Below are 16,691 nucleotides of genomic sequence, written 5' to 3' on the forward strand. Positions count from 1 at the left end.
ATGCGCCGCTCACCCCCCGGGCGTGAGCGGCAAGTCCGGATCAGGGGTGCGGATCCGGACAGCTGTGCGATCGATATCAGCCGGGCCCGGCATGCGGCTGCCCGGCAGTCCTACGGCGGCGCTCGCCCACGCGAGCCCCTCGGCCAGAGCCGATTCGCCGCGTGCCCCCGCTGCCAGGAATCCCGCGAGCATGGCGTCGCCCGCGCCCACGCTGCTGCGCGGCTCCTCGACAGGGCTCGTGCCGAACCAGACCTGGTCGCCCTCGATGAGCAGCGCTCCGTCGGCGCCGAGGCTGGTCAGCACCGAGCGCGCGCCCATCGCCCGTAGTTTGCCCGCGGCGCCGATGACGTCGCCGACGTGGGTGATCGGCGTGCCGGTCGCCTCCGCGAGCTCCTCGCGGTTGGGCTTGACCAGCGTGGGGCCGGCGGCCAGCGCGGAGACCAGGGCCGGCCCGCTCGTGTCGACCGCGACCTGTATGCCCGCACCGGCGAACCTCTCGCACAGAACGGCGTACACATCGACCGGCACACCGGGCGGCAGGCTGCCCGAGGCGACGACCCAGTCGGCCGAGCCGGCGGCGTCGAGGACCGCGCTCGCCAGCGTGTCGAGCTCGGCCGCCGTCAGGACCGTGCCAGGCTCGTTGATCTTGGTGACTGTTCCGTCGGGTTCCGCCAGCGTGATGTTGGAACGGGTCGTACCCGCCACCGGAACGGAGATCATGTCGATGCCCTCGGCGGCGAGCAGGGTCACGAGCTGCTGTCCTTCGGCCCCGCCGAACGGGATGACGGCGCGCGACCGCACCTGGTTCGCCAGCAATGCGCGTGACACGTTGACCCCTTTGCCGCCGGGGTCGAGGTGCGCCGCCGCCGCCCGGATGACGGCTCCCCGGGTCAGCGAGCCGACCTCGATGCTGCGATCCAGGCTCGGGTTCAGCGTCAGAGTGAGGATCATACGCGCACGACCTCGGGTCCGGCCGCCGCCACATCTCCGGCGAGTTGGTCATCCAGCCGCGTGTCGGTGATGATCATGTCGATCTCGGGCAACGACGCGAAGCGCGTCAGGTAGTTGTCGGAGAACTTGGTGTGGTCGGCCAGAAGCACCGACCGCTGCGCGCAGGCGATCATGGCGCGCTTGATCGCCGCCTCTGCCGGGTCGGGCGTCGTCAGTCCCTTGGCGACGGAACAGCCGTTGGCCGCCATGAAGGCCACGTCGACGTGCAACTCGGAGAGCTGCCGGAGCCCCCAGTCTTCGACGTTGGCCAGGGTGCGCCTCCGCACCCGGCCGCCCAGCATGAACACCGTCACATTGGCACGGGTGGCCAGCGCGGTCGCCAGGGGCGGCGAGTTGACGACGACAGTGAGTTCACGGTCGGCGGGGATGGCCTGAACAAGGCGGCCCGTCGTCGTACCCGCGTCGATGATGATGGCGCCGTCCTGCGGCAACTCGGCCAGCGCCGCCTTGGCGATGCGCTCCTTCTCCTCCGTCATGACCTCGTCCCGTGCGGCGAGAGCGGGCTCGAAGCCGAGCCGCTCGACCGGGATCGCCCCGCCGTGCACTCGCCGCAGCACGCCCGCGCGCTCGAGAACCGTCAGGTCCCGGCGGATCGTCTCCGTCGTGACGCCGAACTGTTCCGCCAGGCTCACGACGTTGACCTGCCCGGCGGCCCGTGCCGCGCGCAGGATCTCCTGCTGCCGTTCCTCGGCGTACATCCTGTTGTTTCACCGCCGTTTCGATGTTGTTCCGTTTGTTTTTATACCCGACCATGTTGCTCGTCAAGGGTCAGCGAGAAGGATCCCATCGCGAGTTCCGTGAACCTTCGATCTCCACGTGATCAGGGGCACGGGTCTCACCCCGCTGCTCTTACGCCGCGGCCGCCCCCGGACCGGGCAAAGGCGTGGCGGTACGTCTTGCGGCATGGGACGCCATCGGCGAAAGGCGGCCATGCCGAAGGCCGGTGCCTCGTCCGAGCGGGTCACTCCATTCGCCGACGGGGCACTCGGGCTCGGTGCGGCCGGCAATCCAAGCAGGTGAGTCTGCGGCGCCTGGATGCCGCGGATTCCACCCTCAGTCGCGAGGGCGTGCGATCTCGAGCGCGGCGTCGAGCTGTCCGCGCTCGACCAGGCCGCCGATGAACAACCCGCGGATTCCTCGCAGGAGAGCATCGGGGTCGACCAGGTCGGGGGCGGCGATCGAGTGCAGGAGGTAGCCGTGCACCAGTGCGAGGTAGGCGCCGGCGTCCGCGTCCGGCGCCCCGGCCGCACTGGTCGCCGCCGTGACCGCGTCCCGGCCGGCCTCGAGAACCTCCGTGACGGCAGGGCGGACGTCAGGGTTGCGCGCGGCGTGGAGCAGTGCCTCGACGAAAGCGAGCACGTCCGCCCGCGGGGCTTCCGCGGCGGCCGCGAAGGCGCCGGCCATCTCCGCGGGGGTGCTGTGCTGCGCGGCGAGCCGCGCCGCGAGGTCCTTCAGCGCGGTCGCGTCCGCCGCGACCTTGGTTCGCAATGCCTCGACGGCGAGATCGGTTATCGAGTCGAAGAAGTAGCCGACGGTCGCCAGCGGGAGGCCGGCCCTTTCGGTCACCGCCCGGTGGGTGACGCCGGCCATTCCCTGCTCAGCCGCCACCTCGACCGCCGCGTCGATCAGTGCGGCGCGTCGCTGCCGGGCACTGGCTCCGTGGCGTCGTTTCATGGCGCTCATCATAGTGTGTAAGAATTTCTAGACTTTTTGGATCCGCGCCTTCACCATGACTGCATGACCCGGACCGAACACCTGCATGCCTTCTCGGACGACGCCCTCGGAGACCACGACGCCGTCGCGCTCGCCGGCCTGATCCGACGACGTGAGCTCAGCGCGGCGGAGGTCGAGGCGGCGGCGGTGGCGAGGTTGGCTCGCGTCGCAGCTCCCTTGAACGCGATCGCCTACCCCGCATATGACCGCCCCCGGCGGTCCGACGACGCCGATGCGCCTTTCCACGGGGTCCCGACCCTGGTCAAGGACAACACCGACCTGGCCGGCATGCCCACCAACCACGGCACCGCCGCGTACGTCGCGAAGCCGGCCAAGTCGGACGGCCGCTACGCCCAGCAGTTTCTGCGCACCGGGATGACGGTGCTCGGAAAGAGCCGGATGCCGGAGTTCGGGCTGAACGCCACCACCGAGTTCCGCGACGGTGACCCGACGCTCAACCCCTGGAACACCGCGTACTCGGTCGGCGCCTCCTCGGGCGGCGCCGCCGCTCTCGTCGCCGCGGGCGCGGTCCCGATCGCGCACGCGAACGACGGCGGCGGCTCGATTCGGATCCCCGCCGCCGCGGCAGGCCTGATCGGTCTCAAGCCGAGCCGGCGCCGGCACATCGACGGCGAGGCAGCACGGATGATGCCGATCAACCTCATCAGCGAAGGCGTGGTCACCCGGTCCGTACGCGACACCGCCGCGTTCATGGCGGCGATGGAACTGCGCTGGCGTAACCCCGGCTTGGCTCCCATCGGCGCGGTGGAAGGTCCCGCCCGGCGAAGGCTGCGGGTCGGCCTCCTCCTGGAGTCGGTCACCGGTACGGCGGTCGACTCCGAGACGCGCGCCGCGGTGGAACGCTGCGCACGGCTGCTGGAGGACCAGGGACACGTCGTCGAACCGATCCCGGTCCCGGTGGATGCCCGGTTCGCCGACGATTTCGAGACCTACTGGGGGCTGCTGGCCGCGATGACCGGCGGGCTCGGCAAGGTTACGTTCGACCGGTCCTTCGACGCGGGCAAACTCGACGGGCTCACGGAAGGCCTGCGCCGGAGCTTCACGCGCGGCGGTTGGGCCAGGACGCCGGGTGCGCTGCGCTGGCTCAGGCGCGCCGCGGCGCGGTACGCGCGCGCGTTCGACCGATGCGAACTGATCCTGTCCCCGGTGGTGGCGAACGTGACGCCCCGGCTCGGACACCTCAGCCCCCAAGTGCCCTTCGGCGAATTGATGAGCCGGCTCCGCGACCACGTCGCGTTCACGCCCATGCAGAACATCGCCGGAACCCCCGCCATCTCGCTTCCCATGGCCACCTCCAAGCAGGGGCTTCCGATCGGCGTTCAGCTCGCCGCAGCGTACGGGGACGAGCGCACGCTGCTTGAGGTCGCCTTCGCGCTCGAGGGGCAGACCACGTGGCCTCGCATCCAGGACCTTCCGCAGCCACACGCCGTCTGACCACGACGGGTGTCCGCGGTCTGGAGTCGGTTGCGTGATCAGCGGTCCCCGCACCGGATCCTGGGGCCCGGTGCGGGGACCGCCGCAGTGAACGTGACCGTGTTCACGGTTTCCGCACCTTCAGGCGAGCGGAACCTGAGGAGGGTTCCTGCGGTGTACGGCTGTCGCCGCCCCGAGGGCGAGGACGGCATATCCGCAGGTCACCGCCAAACCTGCCCATGGCGGGAGCGGGTAATAGCCCCCGATCAGTGACGGGTCCACGTCCACATGCGCGAACGTGGGGACACTCTGCGTGATCGCGAACCCGGCGGCAGGGGTGATCATCAGCAGCCATGGCGCCAGGCCCGCGGTCGCCAGCAGGTAGGGCACGACGACCAGCACGATGGCCAGCCCGATGGCGACGATGCCCCGCCTGACCAGCGCGGCGAGGCCCAGAGCGAGCACGGCGGCGGCCGCGGTCAGCGCCGCGTAGCCGACGATCACCCGCAACTCGGTCTCCGGGGTGATCGGCTGAATCGGGTTCTGATTGGCGCGCAACATCACCAGGCCGACAGGAATCACGACCCCCGAGCTCACCAGCCCCGTCACGAACGCGACCGCGCCGACCACCATGGCCTTGGCCGCCAGCAGCCGCGCCGGATACGGCTCGACCGGCGGGCTGGTCCTGATCCGCTCGCGCCGGCGCTCCGCCGTCAAGAACGTGACCGCGACCACGAGCACCGGGATCAGCCCCACGGCCCCGCCGATCAGCATGAGGTCAGCGCGCACACCGCCCTCCACCGTGGCGGGCCCGATGTCACCGCCCCCGGTCACGATGAGCTTGTCGCCGGACTCGACGGCCCCGCCCGGGTGATGCGGGGTCGTGCCGTCGGACTCCATGGAGACGCCGACGTCGTCGCGGCGCCACGAACCGTTCGCGCCCTGCAGGGTGATCTGGTCGAAGGTGGCGGTGGCCTGGGCGAAGGCTTGCGCCATGTCCCACAAGACGCCTGGTGAGGTGGCGAACAGCCCGATCTCGACCGTCTCCGGCAGCCCGGCCAGCTTGACTGTGCCGACCTCGGTCCACGACTTGCCGTCGTCCGACTCGTAGCCGGTGATGGTCTCGCCCGACCTGGCCAGCCGCAGCCATTGGGGGCCATTGTGCGGACCGCCGGGCACGTCGTGGGTGAAGTTGTACTGCATCCGCACGCCGTGATCTCCGGTGAGCATGACGGCGGCATACGGTGTGCCCTGCTTGAGGCTCTGCCTGACGAGGAGCCCGGCCTTCGCCCACGGCACCACTCCCTCCTTGACGTTGCGCACCCCGGGTACGGCGTCCGGCAGCCGGACCTGCCCGGTCATGTCCGACACGCGGGCGGTGATGCTGCCGTTCCCGTTGAGCGGCTGATGCACGAAGTAGTACTTGTCCCTCACCGCCGTGCCATCGGGTCCCACCAACGGCGCGGGGCAGGGGCCCTCCCCCTTCCCGGTCACGCAGGTGCTGCGGGCGCCCCCGGCGATCAGCAATCCGAGCGACACGGTGATCAGTACGGAAGCCACCATGGCGAGCGCCCAGCCGCGCGCGGTACGGAACTTGGTCCACTCCGCGCGCAGCAACTGAGGGAGGCGGTCCTGCCCGGCCCGTCGGCTGGATCGGTAAGGCGTGAACGAACTCATGCCGACGGTTGTACGCGGCACCCGGTTCCAGCCGGGTCGCAGCCGCTGCGACCCGGCTGAAACCGGGGATCTGGCATCGTGAACCCATGGCACCTCGATCCGGCGGCCGGTTCGGCCGCTCCTCCCGCACGACGACCGGCGATGAGTGGCGGTGAGGGTACTCGTCGTCGAGGACTTCGAGGTCCTCGCCCGCTCCATCGGAACCGGGCTGCGCCGCGAGGGCATGGCCGTCGACGTCGTCCTGGATGGGACCGCCGCCCTCGAACGCCTGGCCGCCACCCGCTACGACGTGGTACTCCTCGACCGCGACCTGCCCGGCGTCCACGGGGACGAGATCTGCCGGCGACTGGCCCACGGCCGCTGCGAGACCCGCGTCCTGATGCTCACCGCCTCCGGCACGATCGAGGACCGCGTCGACGGGCTCAGCCTCGGCGCCGACGACTACCTGCCCAAGCCGTTCGCGTTCGCCGAACTGGTCGCCCGCGTCCGTGCCCTGGCCCGCCGCGCCACCCCACCGCTACCGCCCACCCTGGCATGCGGGGACATCACCCTCGATCCGGCCCGTCGTACCGCGCTCCGGGCCGGCCGGCGTCTTGACCTGAGCCCCAAGGAGTTCGCCCTGCTCGAATGCCTGCTCGCCGTACCCGGCCTGGTCATCTCCGCCGAGGAACTGCTGGAGCGCGTCTGGGACGAGGCCGCCGACCCCTTCAGCAGCGCCGTCAAGCACACCATGCATCGGTTACGGGCCAAGCTGGGCGACCCGCCCGTGATCGAGACCATCCGCGAAGGCGGCTACCGCATCGGACCGTCATGACCTCCCGGAAGCTCGCCAGAAGGTCCCTGCAGACGCGGCTCGCGTTCTCCTACGCGGCGGGCATCTACGCCGCCGGTGTCTTGGTGCTCGTATTCGTCGCCGTTCCGCTCGCGAGCATCGACGCGGCCACCCCCAACGGATACCCCTCATCGAGCGCGATCACCGAACCCGGGCCCGGGATCAGCCTGCCCCAACTCCTCATCGGGTCCGCCGTCGCCCTGGTCCTACTGATTCCCGTCGCCCTGGCTCTGGGCTGGTTCGTCGCCGGCCGGTTCCTGCGCCCGCTGCGCGCCATCACCGCCACCGCCCGAATCATCTCCGCCGGAAACCTCCACCGTCGCCTCGACCTCGGCGAGCCCATGGACGAGCTGACCGAACTCGGCCACACCCTCGACGATCTGTTCGCCCGCCTTCAAGCCTCCTTCGACGCCCAACGCCACTTCGTCGCCAACGCCTCCCATGAATTGCGCACCCCTCTCGCCGGCCTGCGCACCCTCCTCGAAGTCGCCCTCGCCGACCCCGACGCCGACACCGACGCCTTGCGCGCGGCCTGCCAGGAGGCCCTCGCTCTCGGCGGACATCAGGAGCGGCTCGTCCAAGCACTGCTCACTCTGGCCACCAGCGAGGGCGGCGCCACCCGCTGGGACACTCTCGACCTCGCCCACGTCGTCGAAGGAGTACTCGCCTCCCGCCGCGACCAAGCAACGCGGAAAGGCATTGGCCTCGCCGAACACCTGACGCCCGCGGTGACGGCCGGAGACCCGAGACTGATCGAAAGCCTCGTCGCCAACCTCATCGACAACGCCATCCGCCACAACCACACCGACGGGCATGTAGAGATCACCACGCAGACCTCCGGCGCGCAGGTGGCCCTTACGGTCACCAACAGCGGGCCGGTCATCCCCGACGATCAGGTCCAGCGCCTCTTTCACCCCTTCCAGAAACTGGTGCCTGATCGTCACGGCAGCCACGACGGCTATGGCCTCGGCCTCGCCATCGTCAATGCCGTCACGCACGCTCACCACGCCACCCTTACCACCAGCGCACGCCCAGAAGGCGGCTTGTCCATCACCGTGCGGTTCGCGCACGGATCCCGTCCCTGATGTCAGGCGTCGGCGTACGGGAAGGGCAGTCGGCCGCCGCGGTGGCGGCCACCCCAGCCTGACGCCCAACTTCTGCGTGTTGTTCTGCGTGGTCCGCGCAGGCGTCCACGACTTGGATGAGGCGCATCGGACCGGCGTCAGGCCTGTCCATCCAGGTCAGGAGCGACCATGACGGCAACCGGGAACATCGTGCTCGTGCACGACGGCTTCGTGGACGGATTCCGCGTCTCCATCGTGCGGAACCCGACGCTGCCGCCCCGAGCTCGGCTGGGAGTACCGGCGCATGCCGGCTCACGTCAGGAAGTCGACGTACTGCTCGGCAATGGTCTGCATGTGAGGTTGCATGCGGACGGCTGGATAATCAGAACCCCTCGCGATCCACAGGCCTTGACGCCCTCCCGCAAGCACGGAATGACCACGCCCGCACCGTGAAGCACGATCTTCGACTACTGGTAGCGACTCAATGAGCCATTACCCGTAACGACTGGTGACATTACGTGATCATGTTGTTCGGCTTAAGGAACCTAGCCGCACGACGCGGGGTGACCATGTCCGAAATCCGCCAGCCTCCCCTCTCCCGTCCTGCCTAGGCTGTCTCATTGTGACTTCTCAGCAGAACCGTGAGCTGGTCAAACGCGCCTGGAAAGCGTTTGGTACCCGCGATCCAGAACAGATCTTGCCTTTCTTCGACGAGGCTGCCCAATGGCTGGCGCCGGCGGGCAACGGGACCGCCGTCGCGCTCGGCGTGACCAACCACATGATCGGCCGGGAGGCGATCGTCCACTTCCTCACCCGCGACTTTCCTCGGCTGTTCACCGAGGGGGTCTCGGTCGATTTCCGAGGCTTCTACGCCGACGGTGACATCGTGGTCGTCGAAGAGACGATGACTGCCATCTTGGCCAACGGCAACCACTACACCAACGATTACTGCTTCGTCTTCGAGTTGCGAGATGGACTGATCCACCGGGTGCGCGAGTACATGGACACCGCCAAAGGGATGCGTATGATCTTCACCCATCCGGCAGACGCCCCCTCACCCTCGGAAACGAACGGCACCGCGCATACCGCCCCTGCTCCATCGCAGCCGACGGGCTGAGCCAGACCCCCGCTCCTCGCAAGCCGCGGAGCAGCGTGTTGTAGGTGTGCTGGTCATGGCCGAGCTTGAGCTGACCGGCCTTCTTCTTGATTGGGATGCGTACGACGTCGGCGGCGCCTTCGTAGCCCAGGTCAGCCAGGGTCGGCAGGTCAGGGCGGATGGCGGCGATGACGCCGTGGTGGCGGGCGCAGGTGATGTCGTGCTCGCGGCCTAGCCGGACATCTGACACCCATAGCGTCCGGGGCGGAGATGGCGACAGGCCCTTACCGACAATGGCTCACTCTCCCGCGGCCACCTCGACAAAGGTCCCCGCAACCTGCGGATAGCGAGTGACGACGGCAGTCAACATGTGATCATCGACGCGCTTCCTGAGGATGGCGAGCCCTCCACTTCTTACCGCTTCCTCCGTGATCTTCGACTGCCAGTGGTCCCGTTTCATTTGAAGTACGACGTCAACTGCGTCAACTTCCCTTCCAAAGGAAATAGCCAGTAGCGGATCATCGTCGCGATCGCAGATATGCTGCCCACCGCTCGACGGACGCCATTCGGCGGGAAACGAATCTTTGATCGCTTTCCTTGCGGAGGCGAAGTGCTGCTCTGCTTGGGAAGCGCAGTCGGTTCCGCATCCCGCGCTGGAAAGCACCGCCCCTATTGACAGGATCAGGAAACCTGCCTGCGCGAGAAGGCTCCTGGCCGCTGTGGACAACTTTCCCTCCAAAACGACATCCATATTTTTGGTCGCGGGTGGCGGCAATCGCCATCTTGCCTGAGTCACGACAAGTCCCTGGGAGTTCCCCGAAGGGATAGGGCCGCACCGCTTCCGCCGCCATCTCCGGCCGCGTCACACTCCGGAGTCGGGGGCGTCGTTTCTCGCACCCTTGAAGCTTCCAGGTTCCCGAAAACCCGGACCACCCTGACGATCTTTCTGACAGTAGTCATTCGGCAGGCCGAAAGGGAACTCGATGACCTCATCCCGGACCACGACGAAGGGCAGGAAGCTGCTCCGGACGACAATGAGCCATTGTCAGTAACTGAAGATCACGTTGTGTGACGCTGACATGGTCCAGTTGTGCTCGTGGTTGAGCAGGACGAGTGCGGCCTGAACAATTTTCCCGATGCGCCAAGGGTCGAGGCTGACCCGGCGTAGGGCCTGGGCTCGCTCGGAATCGGCGGACTGCTCGCCGGAATGCTCGGGGAGCTCTGGGGGGGTGCGGGCGCCGATGTGGCTGGGCGCGCTGATCCTCGCGGTGAGCTGGGTGCCGATCCTCTTCTCGCTGCTGCGCCGCGAACCGTGACCGACCAGACCGGCGGGTCGTGGATGACTGGCGGTGGCGGGCTCGTTGTGCCGGGGACCCGCTTGAAGTGTCGATTTCGAGCCGGGCCACCGCGTGCGTGACCTGCGCGTGGGGCGGCTGGTCGCCTCGGCCACGCCGTACGCGACGTACTTCTTCGCCGAGGATGTGCGGCCGCTTGCCTGGGCGGACGGTCGGAAGGCCCGGGCAGAAGAGGCTTCACCGTTCTGCCCGGACCTTGCCGGGAGTCGCCTGTGCCGGCTGGTGCGGGAGCCCACACGAAACTGCGACGGCGCGTAGACTTTTTCGAGTCAGCCGACGGAATATGACTGCTTACGCCGACGTACCCGGGGCTATCCGCAGTGAACCCCAGCGGCATGCGCAGAGAATTCGTGTCCGCCATACTCCAAAATCCCAAGGGAATAAACGCATTTCCCCTTCAGGTATTTGTAAACCGGCCCCGCGTAATAGTGGTAATTCTTGCCACTGCCGCTCGGCGGGTCCACTACCGACGGGCCCTGGCCGTCGCCTAGTGAGACAAACATATTCTGTGCCTTGCCATCCCATGCCGCCCTCGCTCGGGTGATGGCGCAATTATTTCCCGTGGAAGGACTGTAGTAGATACTGAGATCTCCGGGGATGATGCTACTGAAGTTGCTTTTTAGCGGATACGACTTCAGGAAGTTGTATCCAGAGCCGCACGTTCCGCCGGTGGCCGCAGCGGGGCCGGCTGCCGTCATGACCATGGCGGCAGTGACGATTGAGCAGGTGAGACCTGCTTGGATTTTGGTGCGCAGAGACAAGGCGATCCTTAGGGTCGAGGGGAGATGCCGATCTTGATCAGAGACTACCGCCCCTGCGTCACGTCGGCGTCACACCGACCGAGCACACGGGCACAGTCTGGTTACATCCTGGTTACACCCAGGGCCCTGGCACATCGAGGATTTATCCGGGTTTGATTCTTATATGTAGCGGGTGTGGGGCCGAGGCCGACAGCCCTATCAGGGCGTGAATAAGGATCCGATTTTTGAAGTTCAGCAGTGTCTTTAAGCCGTGCGATCCTCAGAGGAGCCACGCCCGTCACCCAATCATCATTAGCTAGATCATGCTTTATGGATCTCCTTGGCCTACTGCGGTCGCCCAGATGGCGCCTCGCGGCGTTGTCGCCTCACCCACGAAAACTCCTCGCAGGCTCGGCGTTTCCGCGGGGCCCGGGAATGTCGACCGTAATGGAGCGGGCCGATCATCTGATGGTTCGTAACCGCGGCACCGCCCCGGGGGACACCCCGGTTCGGGGCCGGGAGGACACTCCCGGCCCCGAACCGAAGATACGGAACCCCGCCCTCGGCGGTCAGCGCATCCAGTCGTCCAGGTGGGCGGCGACGAAGTCGTCGTCGACCAGCCAGGGGTAGGCGGCACGTACCCGGGCGATCTCCTCGGCCTGTCCCAGGGACAGCCCTTCATCCGGGTTGAGGCACCACGTGCCGGCCAGGAGGCCCTGCCCGCGCAGCACCTCGTGGACCCCGGCGATGCAGCCGTGGAAGCCGTTCGCCACGTCGAAGACGGCGCCGTTGGCGTCGGTGAGGTCGGCGGCACGGGCCAGCAGCGAGCGCAGGACCTCGTCGTCCCCGGCCCAGGCCCGCCGTACCTCCTCGAACGTGTTCATCACCGGAGTCCATGTCGATGCTCGTCGACCGCGGCATCGCCGAACCGGACCGCGAGCAGGCTGGCGTCGTACGATCCCCGCATCGAGCAGGTCCGCGCGCTCGTACAAGCCGGGGTGCGGCGTCTGATGCGACGCCATCCACGTGGGGCGCCGAAGCCTGGCCGCGTGCGAAGGGTGCCGCCACGGTCACACCCGGACCAGCGGCTATCGGTAGCGCGGGTGCAGCGTCTCCCTGACAACCCCCTCCAGTTGACGGCGGCCGCGCACTTCTCGTAGCAGGCGCGGGGCGGTTGGCCTGTCGCCTCAGCGGTACCTCGCTGCTCTCACGCAGGACTGGGTTCAGGTCCGTCGCCGAGGTTCGCGTTCCGAGCGCCACCGTACTGACCCACTTGCTCGACGAGGGCACACCCCCTGATGAGGTGCAGAGAATCGCCATGCACGCCTCCATCGAGACGACCATGCGTTACAACCGACTCCGCACTTCCCTGAAAGACCACCAGCTGTATCGACTGGAGCAGAGTTACGTGGACGAGCACGACGGTGGTTAGGGGAGGCACTCTCCTGCGCCTCGAACAAGGTCTCCGAGTGACTGATCTTTGTGATGCCAGCGCAGCTGCGGAGCCAGAGGTGGCGCTGACGCGGTCGGAGCTTCTCCCGTTGTCCGGAGGACGGTCATCGCCCCGTATCGCCTCGGCGTCCGGCCAGATCCTTGGGAACGTGCTCCGCGACGGCAGGCAAAGCGTCTCAGTGACACCTGCGTGATCAAGGAGGCGCGATGACCCTGTATGAGCCTCTTCTGCCCAACCCAAGACGTGAGCCCTGGAAGTTGAGATGGAAGTCGACTTGGAGGTCGACATGGAAGTATGTCCTGGCCATCATCCTTGTGATCGCCGCCTTCGTCTACGGGTTCCACGAGGGGTGGCATGCCCGGGACAAGTCGTTCGCCCGTGACTGCGCTCAGATCTTTGCAGATGGGAGAAAGCTCGACGAGGCCATCGGCCTAGAGGTGCCTGGGTCACCCGCTCAGCGTGTCGCCGCTCGTGCTGCCATCTATGTCGTCCTCAAGAATCCCGGCTGTTACTCGACTGGTCAGGTGGCTACGGCGCAGGCGCAGCTGGATGAGATAAACCGGCACTAGGACCAGCCAGTGGAACGGCTCGTCACATCTCTGATCGCGTTGCCGGACACGGGCCGAGGACACTGAGCCATTGCCGGTAACGGCTTGTTGCGCTGGGTAGCGAGCGGGGGGCGCCGACAGACAGGTGATCAGAAAGCGTAAAGCCCCTGGTAGAAGTGATCTTGACTAGAGATCAACTTCACAACCAGAGGCTTCACGTGCCCACAAGTGTCACATACACCGCGACCTTGAGCATCCGCCGGGAGACCGTCCTGTTCCTGGCAACTCTCCTACGCGAAGAACGCCGCCGTCGAGGTACCCGCCGAGGCCGCCGCGCGATCACCTGCTTCACCCAGGCCGTCCTCATCCTGCGCTGGTTCGCAGACAACACCCGGATCACACAGCTCGCGATCGATCACGGCATCAGCCGCACGACCGCCTACCGCTACCTGCACGAAGGCATCGACGTCCTCGCCTCCCTGGCACCCGACCTACGCGACGTCCTGGAGAAGGCGAAGCACGCAGGGCTCACGCATGTCAACCTCGACGGCATCGTGATCGCCACCGACCGAGTCGCCACCCCAGGCCCCAACCGCGCCGACCTGTGGTGGTCGGGCAAGCACAAACATCATGGCGGGAACGTACAGGTCGTCTCCGCGCCGGACGGCTGGCCGCTATGAGTGTCCGACGTCCGGCCCGGCCGCGAACACGACATGACCTGCGCCCGCCGTCACGGGGTCATCACCACTCTCGCCACTTTCCGCCCCGATCTGCCGACCCTGGCCGACCTGGGCTACGAAGGCGCCGCCGACGTCGTACGCGTCCCCGTCAAGAAGAAGTTCGGCCAGCCCAAGCTCGGCCATGACCAGCACACCTACAACAAGCTGCTCCGCGGGCTGCGAGGAATCGGCGAGCGGGCGAACGCCCTGCTCACTGTCACCTTCAAGGCCCTACGCCGGGTCAGCCTCGACCCCTGGCGCATCGGGAAAATTGTTCAGGCCGCACTCGTCCTGCTCAACCACGAGCACAACTGGACCATGTCAGCGTCACACAACGTGATCTTCAGTTACTGAAAATGGCTCAATGGCCGCGGTGTTCGCCGGAACCCTGCTCGCGTCCCCGCTGGCCGGAGCTTCCGCCGCGTCGACGTCGGGCGATGTTCAGATCATGGGCTGCGGCGCCTACGAGGGAGCGATCAAGAAGGACTTGATCTACTGGTACGCGAAGTTCTACAACGCCTGCGGCTCGGCGAGAAAGATGCGCGCCGTGGTCGATCTTTGGCCTGACGGCCCCTGCGAGTGGGTCGGCGCATACAGCCGTGCACAGCTTTACGCTGGCGTGCGGGCACCGAGCGGCGTCGCCGAGTGCTGATCCCCGCCTCGCGTCCCAGAGAGCGCGCCGCCCACCTGTCACGTCGGTGGGCGGCGTTCTTCGCGCGTGCGGGAGGCAGCCGTATGACCGGTCCCCTGCCTCCAGACGAAGGGCGGTAGAGATCGGGGATGAGGAAGCAGGCACGGTCTTCTCTCACGATCAAGGCTTCGACAACCTCGTGATCGCGAAGGCCGTGCCTCTCATGCACCCGGGAAGCCCACCTCACAAGATCCGAGAAGTCTCGTTCTCGGATCGGCGGGTGGGCGGCCGGTGGTTATGTCCTCCTGCGGATCAAGCGCTGGCGCCCCCGTCGATGACCAGGTCGTGACCGACGGCGAATCCCGCTTCGGGTGATGCGAGCCAGAGCACGGCGGAGGCCGCTTCGTCGAGCGTCCCGACCCTGCCGATCGGCAGTGCGTCCTTCATCCGTTCGGCGCGGTCGTCCTCGGTCTCACCGGGTCCCAGGGACATGGAGGTGTCGATGGGGCCCGGGCTGATCGCGTTGATGCGGATGCCCTCCCCGATGTACTCCTTCGCAGCCGCCCGGCTCAGCGCGCTCACGGCCGCCTTGGATGCCGCATAGGCGCCGAGGAACGGCAGTCGCATATGAGCGCCCAGGTTGGAGGCAGTATTAACGATCACGCCGCCGCCGTGGCCGCGCATGTAGGCGATCTCGTGTTTCATGCTGAGGAAGACACCGGTCAGGTTCACGGCCAACTGGCGGTCCCAGGCGGCCTCGTCCATGTCCGCGATTGGTCCGGCCTCAAGCACTCCCGCGTTGTTGAACGCGATGTGCAGGCCACCGTGGCGCTCCACGGTGGTCGCGACAAGCCGAGCGACGTCCTCGGAGGAGGAGACGTCAGCGGTCACAGCGCTGGCCTGGCCGCCTTCGTCCTCGATCAGCTTCACGGTCTGCTCGAGGAGGCCGGCGCTGCGCCCGGCGACCACCACGGTCGCGCCTTCTCGGGCGAAGGCGAGCGCGGTGGCCCGGCCGATGCCAGAGCCTCCGCCGGTGATGAGGGCTACCTTGCCGGTGAAACGTGTGGTCATTCCGTATTTTCCTTTACCTACTTGGTACGGCGCGTGGGCGCCGAGAACAGGGCGGTGATGAAAAGAACGGCGGCGGCGATTCGCAGGGCGAAGGCATAGCCGCCCGCTGGGTGGTGCGAGTACGCGGTGGCGAGAGAGACCAGCACCGCGAGACCGAGGGGAGGGCCGATTTCCATCGCGGTGTTCAGCAGCCCGCCCGCCAGGCCGGTCTGGTCGTCTCGCACGTCTTGCATCGCGGCGAGAGTGGCGGCGGAGAACGTCACACCGGCTCCGAAGGGGAAGATGAGCAGCCCGGCGTAGGGCATGTCGAGGAGGCTGAGCAGAAGCAGGCCGGCGGCCGCCGCGCCCAACCCGATCGCCAACACGCGGCGGACCCCCAGACGGGGGATGAGCCGTCCGGCCAGCGGGCCGGTAACGAGAATGGCCGGGGCGGGCAGCAGGAAGGCGGCCGACGTCTGCAGCGGGGACAGGCCATGGACCTGTTGCATATAAAGCGAAAGCAGGAAGAACCCGGTGGCCATCGCCCCGGCGCAGAACATCACGGCGATCAGGGGCAGGACCCGTCTTCCCAGGAAGGGCAATGGCACCAGCGGGGCCGAAGAGCGCCGCTCGGCCAGCCCGAACAGGACGAGCAGCACGACACCGCCGAAGACCATCCAGCCGGAACGCTGCAGTCCGTAGATCAGCACGGCCAGACCGGCGGTCACCAGCACCGCGCCGAGCCAGTCGATCCGCTTCCTGCCCGGCCGATGATCCGCGGGGAGAAGCCCCGAGGCCACTGCGGTCACCGCGACGGCCGACATCACCACCGCCGCCAGGAACACCCACCGCCACGACACCCAGGTGATCACTACGCCCGACAGCACGGTTCCCGCCGTCGCGCCGGCACTGCTCAGCACGCCCCAAACCGCCATGGCCCGCCCCCGGCGACGCGGGTCAGGGAACACGACGCCCAACAACGCCATCGCCGCTGGCGCCGCCAGCGCCGCGCCGATCCCCTGGGCGAATCGGGCGATCAGCAACGTGCCCATCCACGGGGCGAGGCCGGCCGCCGCCGAGGCGAGGCCGAAGACGACCATGCCGGTGACGAACACTCTTCTCCGCCCCAACGAGTCCGTCAGCCGCCCGCCGAGCAACAGCAGCCCACCGAACGCCAGGCCGTAGGCGGAACTGACCAGCACCATCCCCGCATCGTCAACACGCAGCTCCCGCTGGATGGCGGGCAACGCCACGGTGATGACCGTGATCGTGGCAATGAGCGTTATCTGCACCGCCCCGAGCAGCACGAACGCCATCGGCGAGCCACGCCTATCTAGACCGATCGTTCTGTTTTCCGGGCATGCGAAA

Annotated in this window: 17 protein-coding genes and 1 pseudogene; 8 read left to right on the forward strand and 10 right to left on the reverse strand. The window is 67.4% G+C overall.

The window, feature by feature from the left end; genetic code table 11:
• Window positions 1-9: 9 nt before the first annotated feature.
• The 3 genes from pfkB to ACQP1V_RS25915 form a co-directional block, all read right to left on the reverse strand.
• On the reverse strand, window positions 10-951 hold the full coding sequence (gene pfkB, locus ACQP1V_RS25905; protein WP_433412522.1) for a 1-phosphofructokinase: 942 nt from the start codon (window positions 949-951) through the stop codon (window positions 10-12).
• On the reverse strand, window positions 948-1,709 hold the full coding sequence (locus tag ACQP1V_RS25910; protein WP_433412524.1) for a DeoR/GlpR family DNA-binding transcription regulator: 762 nt from the start codon (window positions 1,707-1,709) through the stop codon (window positions 948-950). Before ACQP1V_RS25910 ends, pfkB begins: the two co-directional genes overlap by 4 nt.
• A gap of 355 nt (window positions 1,710-2,064) precedes the next feature.
• The gene (locus ACQP1V_RS25915; protein ID WP_433412526.1) at window positions 2,065-2,685 is read right to left on the reverse strand and encodes a TetR/AcrR family transcriptional regulator; all 621 of its coding nucleotides are present in this window, start codon (window positions 2,683-2,685) and stop codon (window positions 2,065-2,067) included.
• 63 nt (window positions 2,686-2,748) lie between these two features.
• Here ACQP1V_RS25915 and ACQP1V_RS25920 point away from each other — a divergent pair, with 63 nt between their 5' ends.
• Window positions 2,749-4,179 (forward strand): amidase, encoded by a 1,431-nt coding sequence (locus ACQP1V_RS25920; RefSeq protein WP_433412527.1) that lies wholly within the window; start codon window positions 2,749-2,751, stop codon window positions 4,177-4,179.
• A gap of 120 nt (window positions 4,180-4,299) precedes the next feature.
• Here the strand turns inward: ACQP1V_RS25920 and ACQP1V_RS25925 are convergent, their stop codons facing one another.
• Window positions 4,300-5,835: a hypothetical protein gene (locus tag ACQP1V_RS25925; RefSeq protein WP_433412528.1), complete on the reverse strand. Its 1,536-nt coding sequence runs from the start codon at window positions 5,833-5,835 to the stop codon at window positions 4,300-4,302.
• A 151-nt stretch (window positions 5,836-5,986) separates the two neighbouring features.
• Between ACQP1V_RS25925 and ACQP1V_RS25930 the strand changes: the two genes are divergently transcribed.
• The 4 genes from ACQP1V_RS25930 to ACQP1V_RS25945 all read left to right on the forward strand — a co-directional run bounded on the left by ACQP1V_RS25930 (window position 5,987) and on the right by ACQP1V_RS25945 (window position 8,848).
• On the forward strand, window positions 5,987-6,649 hold the full coding sequence (locus tag ACQP1V_RS25930) for a response regulator transcription factor (RefSeq protein WP_433213648.1): 663 nt from the start codon (window positions 5,987-5,989) through the stop codon (window positions 6,647-6,649).
• Complete coding sequence (locus tag ACQP1V_RS25935) at window positions 6,646-7,752, forward strand: sensor histidine kinase (protein ID WP_433412530.1); 1,107 nt, start codon at window positions 6,646-6,648, stop codon at window positions 7,750-7,752. Before ACQP1V_RS25930 ends, ACQP1V_RS25935 begins: the two co-directional genes overlap by 4 nt.
• Before the next feature lie 168 nt (window positions 7,753-7,920).
• On the forward strand, window positions 7,921-8,184 hold the full coding sequence (locus ACQP1V_RS25940) for a hypothetical protein (protein ID WP_433412532.1): 264 nt from the start codon (window positions 7,921-7,923) through the stop codon (window positions 8,182-8,184).
• Window positions 8,185-8,353: 169 nt separating this feature from the next.
• Complete coding sequence (locus ACQP1V_RS25945) at window positions 8,354-8,848, forward strand: nuclear transport factor 2 family protein (RefSeq protein ID WP_433412534.1); 495 nt, start codon at window positions 8,354-8,356, stop codon at window positions 8,846-8,848.
• Here ACQP1V_RS25945 and ACQP1V_RS25950 read toward each other — a convergent pair.
• The 4 genes from ACQP1V_RS25950 to ACQP1V_RS25965 form a co-directional block, all read right to left on the reverse strand.
• Window positions 8,763-9,077 (reverse strand): transposase family protein, encoded by a 315-nt coding sequence (locus ACQP1V_RS25950; protein ID WP_433412536.1) that lies wholly within the window; start codon window positions 9,075-9,077, stop codon window positions 8,763-8,765. The two genes, ACQP1V_RS25945 and ACQP1V_RS25950, sit on opposite strands and share 86 nt — an antisense overlap.
• Before the next feature lie 48 nt (window positions 9,078-9,125).
• Window positions 9,126-9,623 carry a hypothetical protein gene (locus ACQP1V_RS25955; protein WP_433412538.1) on the reverse strand — a complete coding sequence of 166 codons (498 nt, stop codon included), beginning with the start codon at window positions 9,621-9,623 and terminating at the stop codon, window positions 9,126-9,128.
• 870 nt (window positions 9,624-10,493) lie between these two features.
• Window positions 10,494-10,943 (reverse strand): hypothetical protein, encoded by a 450-nt coding sequence (locus tag ACQP1V_RS25960; protein WP_387418463.1) that lies wholly within the window; start codon window positions 10,941-10,943, stop codon window positions 10,494-10,496.
• A gap of 548 nt (window positions 10,944-11,491) precedes the next feature.
• Window positions 11,492-11,806: a hypothetical protein gene (locus ACQP1V_RS25965; protein WP_387418464.1), complete on the reverse strand. Its 315-nt coding sequence runs from the start codon at window positions 11,804-11,806 to the stop codon at window positions 11,492-11,494.
• 775 nt (window positions 11,807-12,581) lie between these two features.
• On the opposite strand from ACQP1V_RS25965, the gene ACQP1V_RS25970 reads away from it, so the two are divergent.
• From ACQP1V_RS25970 to ACQP1V_RS25980, 3 genes and pseudogenes are all read left to right on the forward strand, one after another.
• Window positions 12,582-12,944: a hypothetical protein gene (locus ACQP1V_RS25970; protein WP_387418465.1), complete on the forward strand. Its 363-nt coding sequence runs from the start codon at window positions 12,582-12,584 to the stop codon at window positions 12,942-12,944.
• A gap of 197 nt (window positions 12,945-13,141) precedes the next feature.
• Window positions 13,142-13,996, forward strand: a pseudogene (locus ACQP1V_RS25975) (transposase family protein).
• Between the two features lie 10 nt (window positions 13,997-14,006).
• Complete coding sequence (locus ACQP1V_RS25980; protein ID WP_433412541.1) at window positions 14,007-14,294, forward strand: hypothetical protein; 288 nt, start codon at window positions 14,007-14,009, stop codon at window positions 14,292-14,294.
• A gap of 291 nt (window positions 14,295-14,585) precedes the next feature.
• Here the strand turns inward: ACQP1V_RS25980 and ACQP1V_RS25985 are convergent, their stop codons facing one another.
• Together ACQP1V_RS25985 and ACQP1V_RS25990 are read right to left on the reverse strand one after the other, a co-directional pair.
• Window positions 14,586-15,344 carry an SDR family NAD(P)-dependent oxidoreductase gene (locus tag ACQP1V_RS25985; protein ID WP_433412543.1) on the reverse strand — a complete coding sequence of 253 codons (759 nt, stop codon included), beginning with the start codon at window positions 15,342-15,344 and terminating at the stop codon, window positions 14,586-14,588.
• A 17-nt stretch (window positions 15,345-15,361) separates the two neighbouring features.
• Complete coding sequence (locus ACQP1V_RS25990) at window positions 15,362-16,639, reverse strand: MFS transporter (protein WP_433412545.1); 1,278 nt, start codon at window positions 16,637-16,639, stop codon at window positions 15,362-15,364.
• Window positions 16,640-16,691: the final 52 nt, after the last annotated feature.

The organism is Microtetraspora malaysiensis (assembly GCF_050947145.1).
In the GTDB taxonomy this organism is placed as follows: domain Bacteria; phylum Actinomycetota; class Actinomycetes; order Streptosporangiales; family Streptosporangiaceae; genus Microtetraspora_A; species Microtetraspora_A malaysiensis.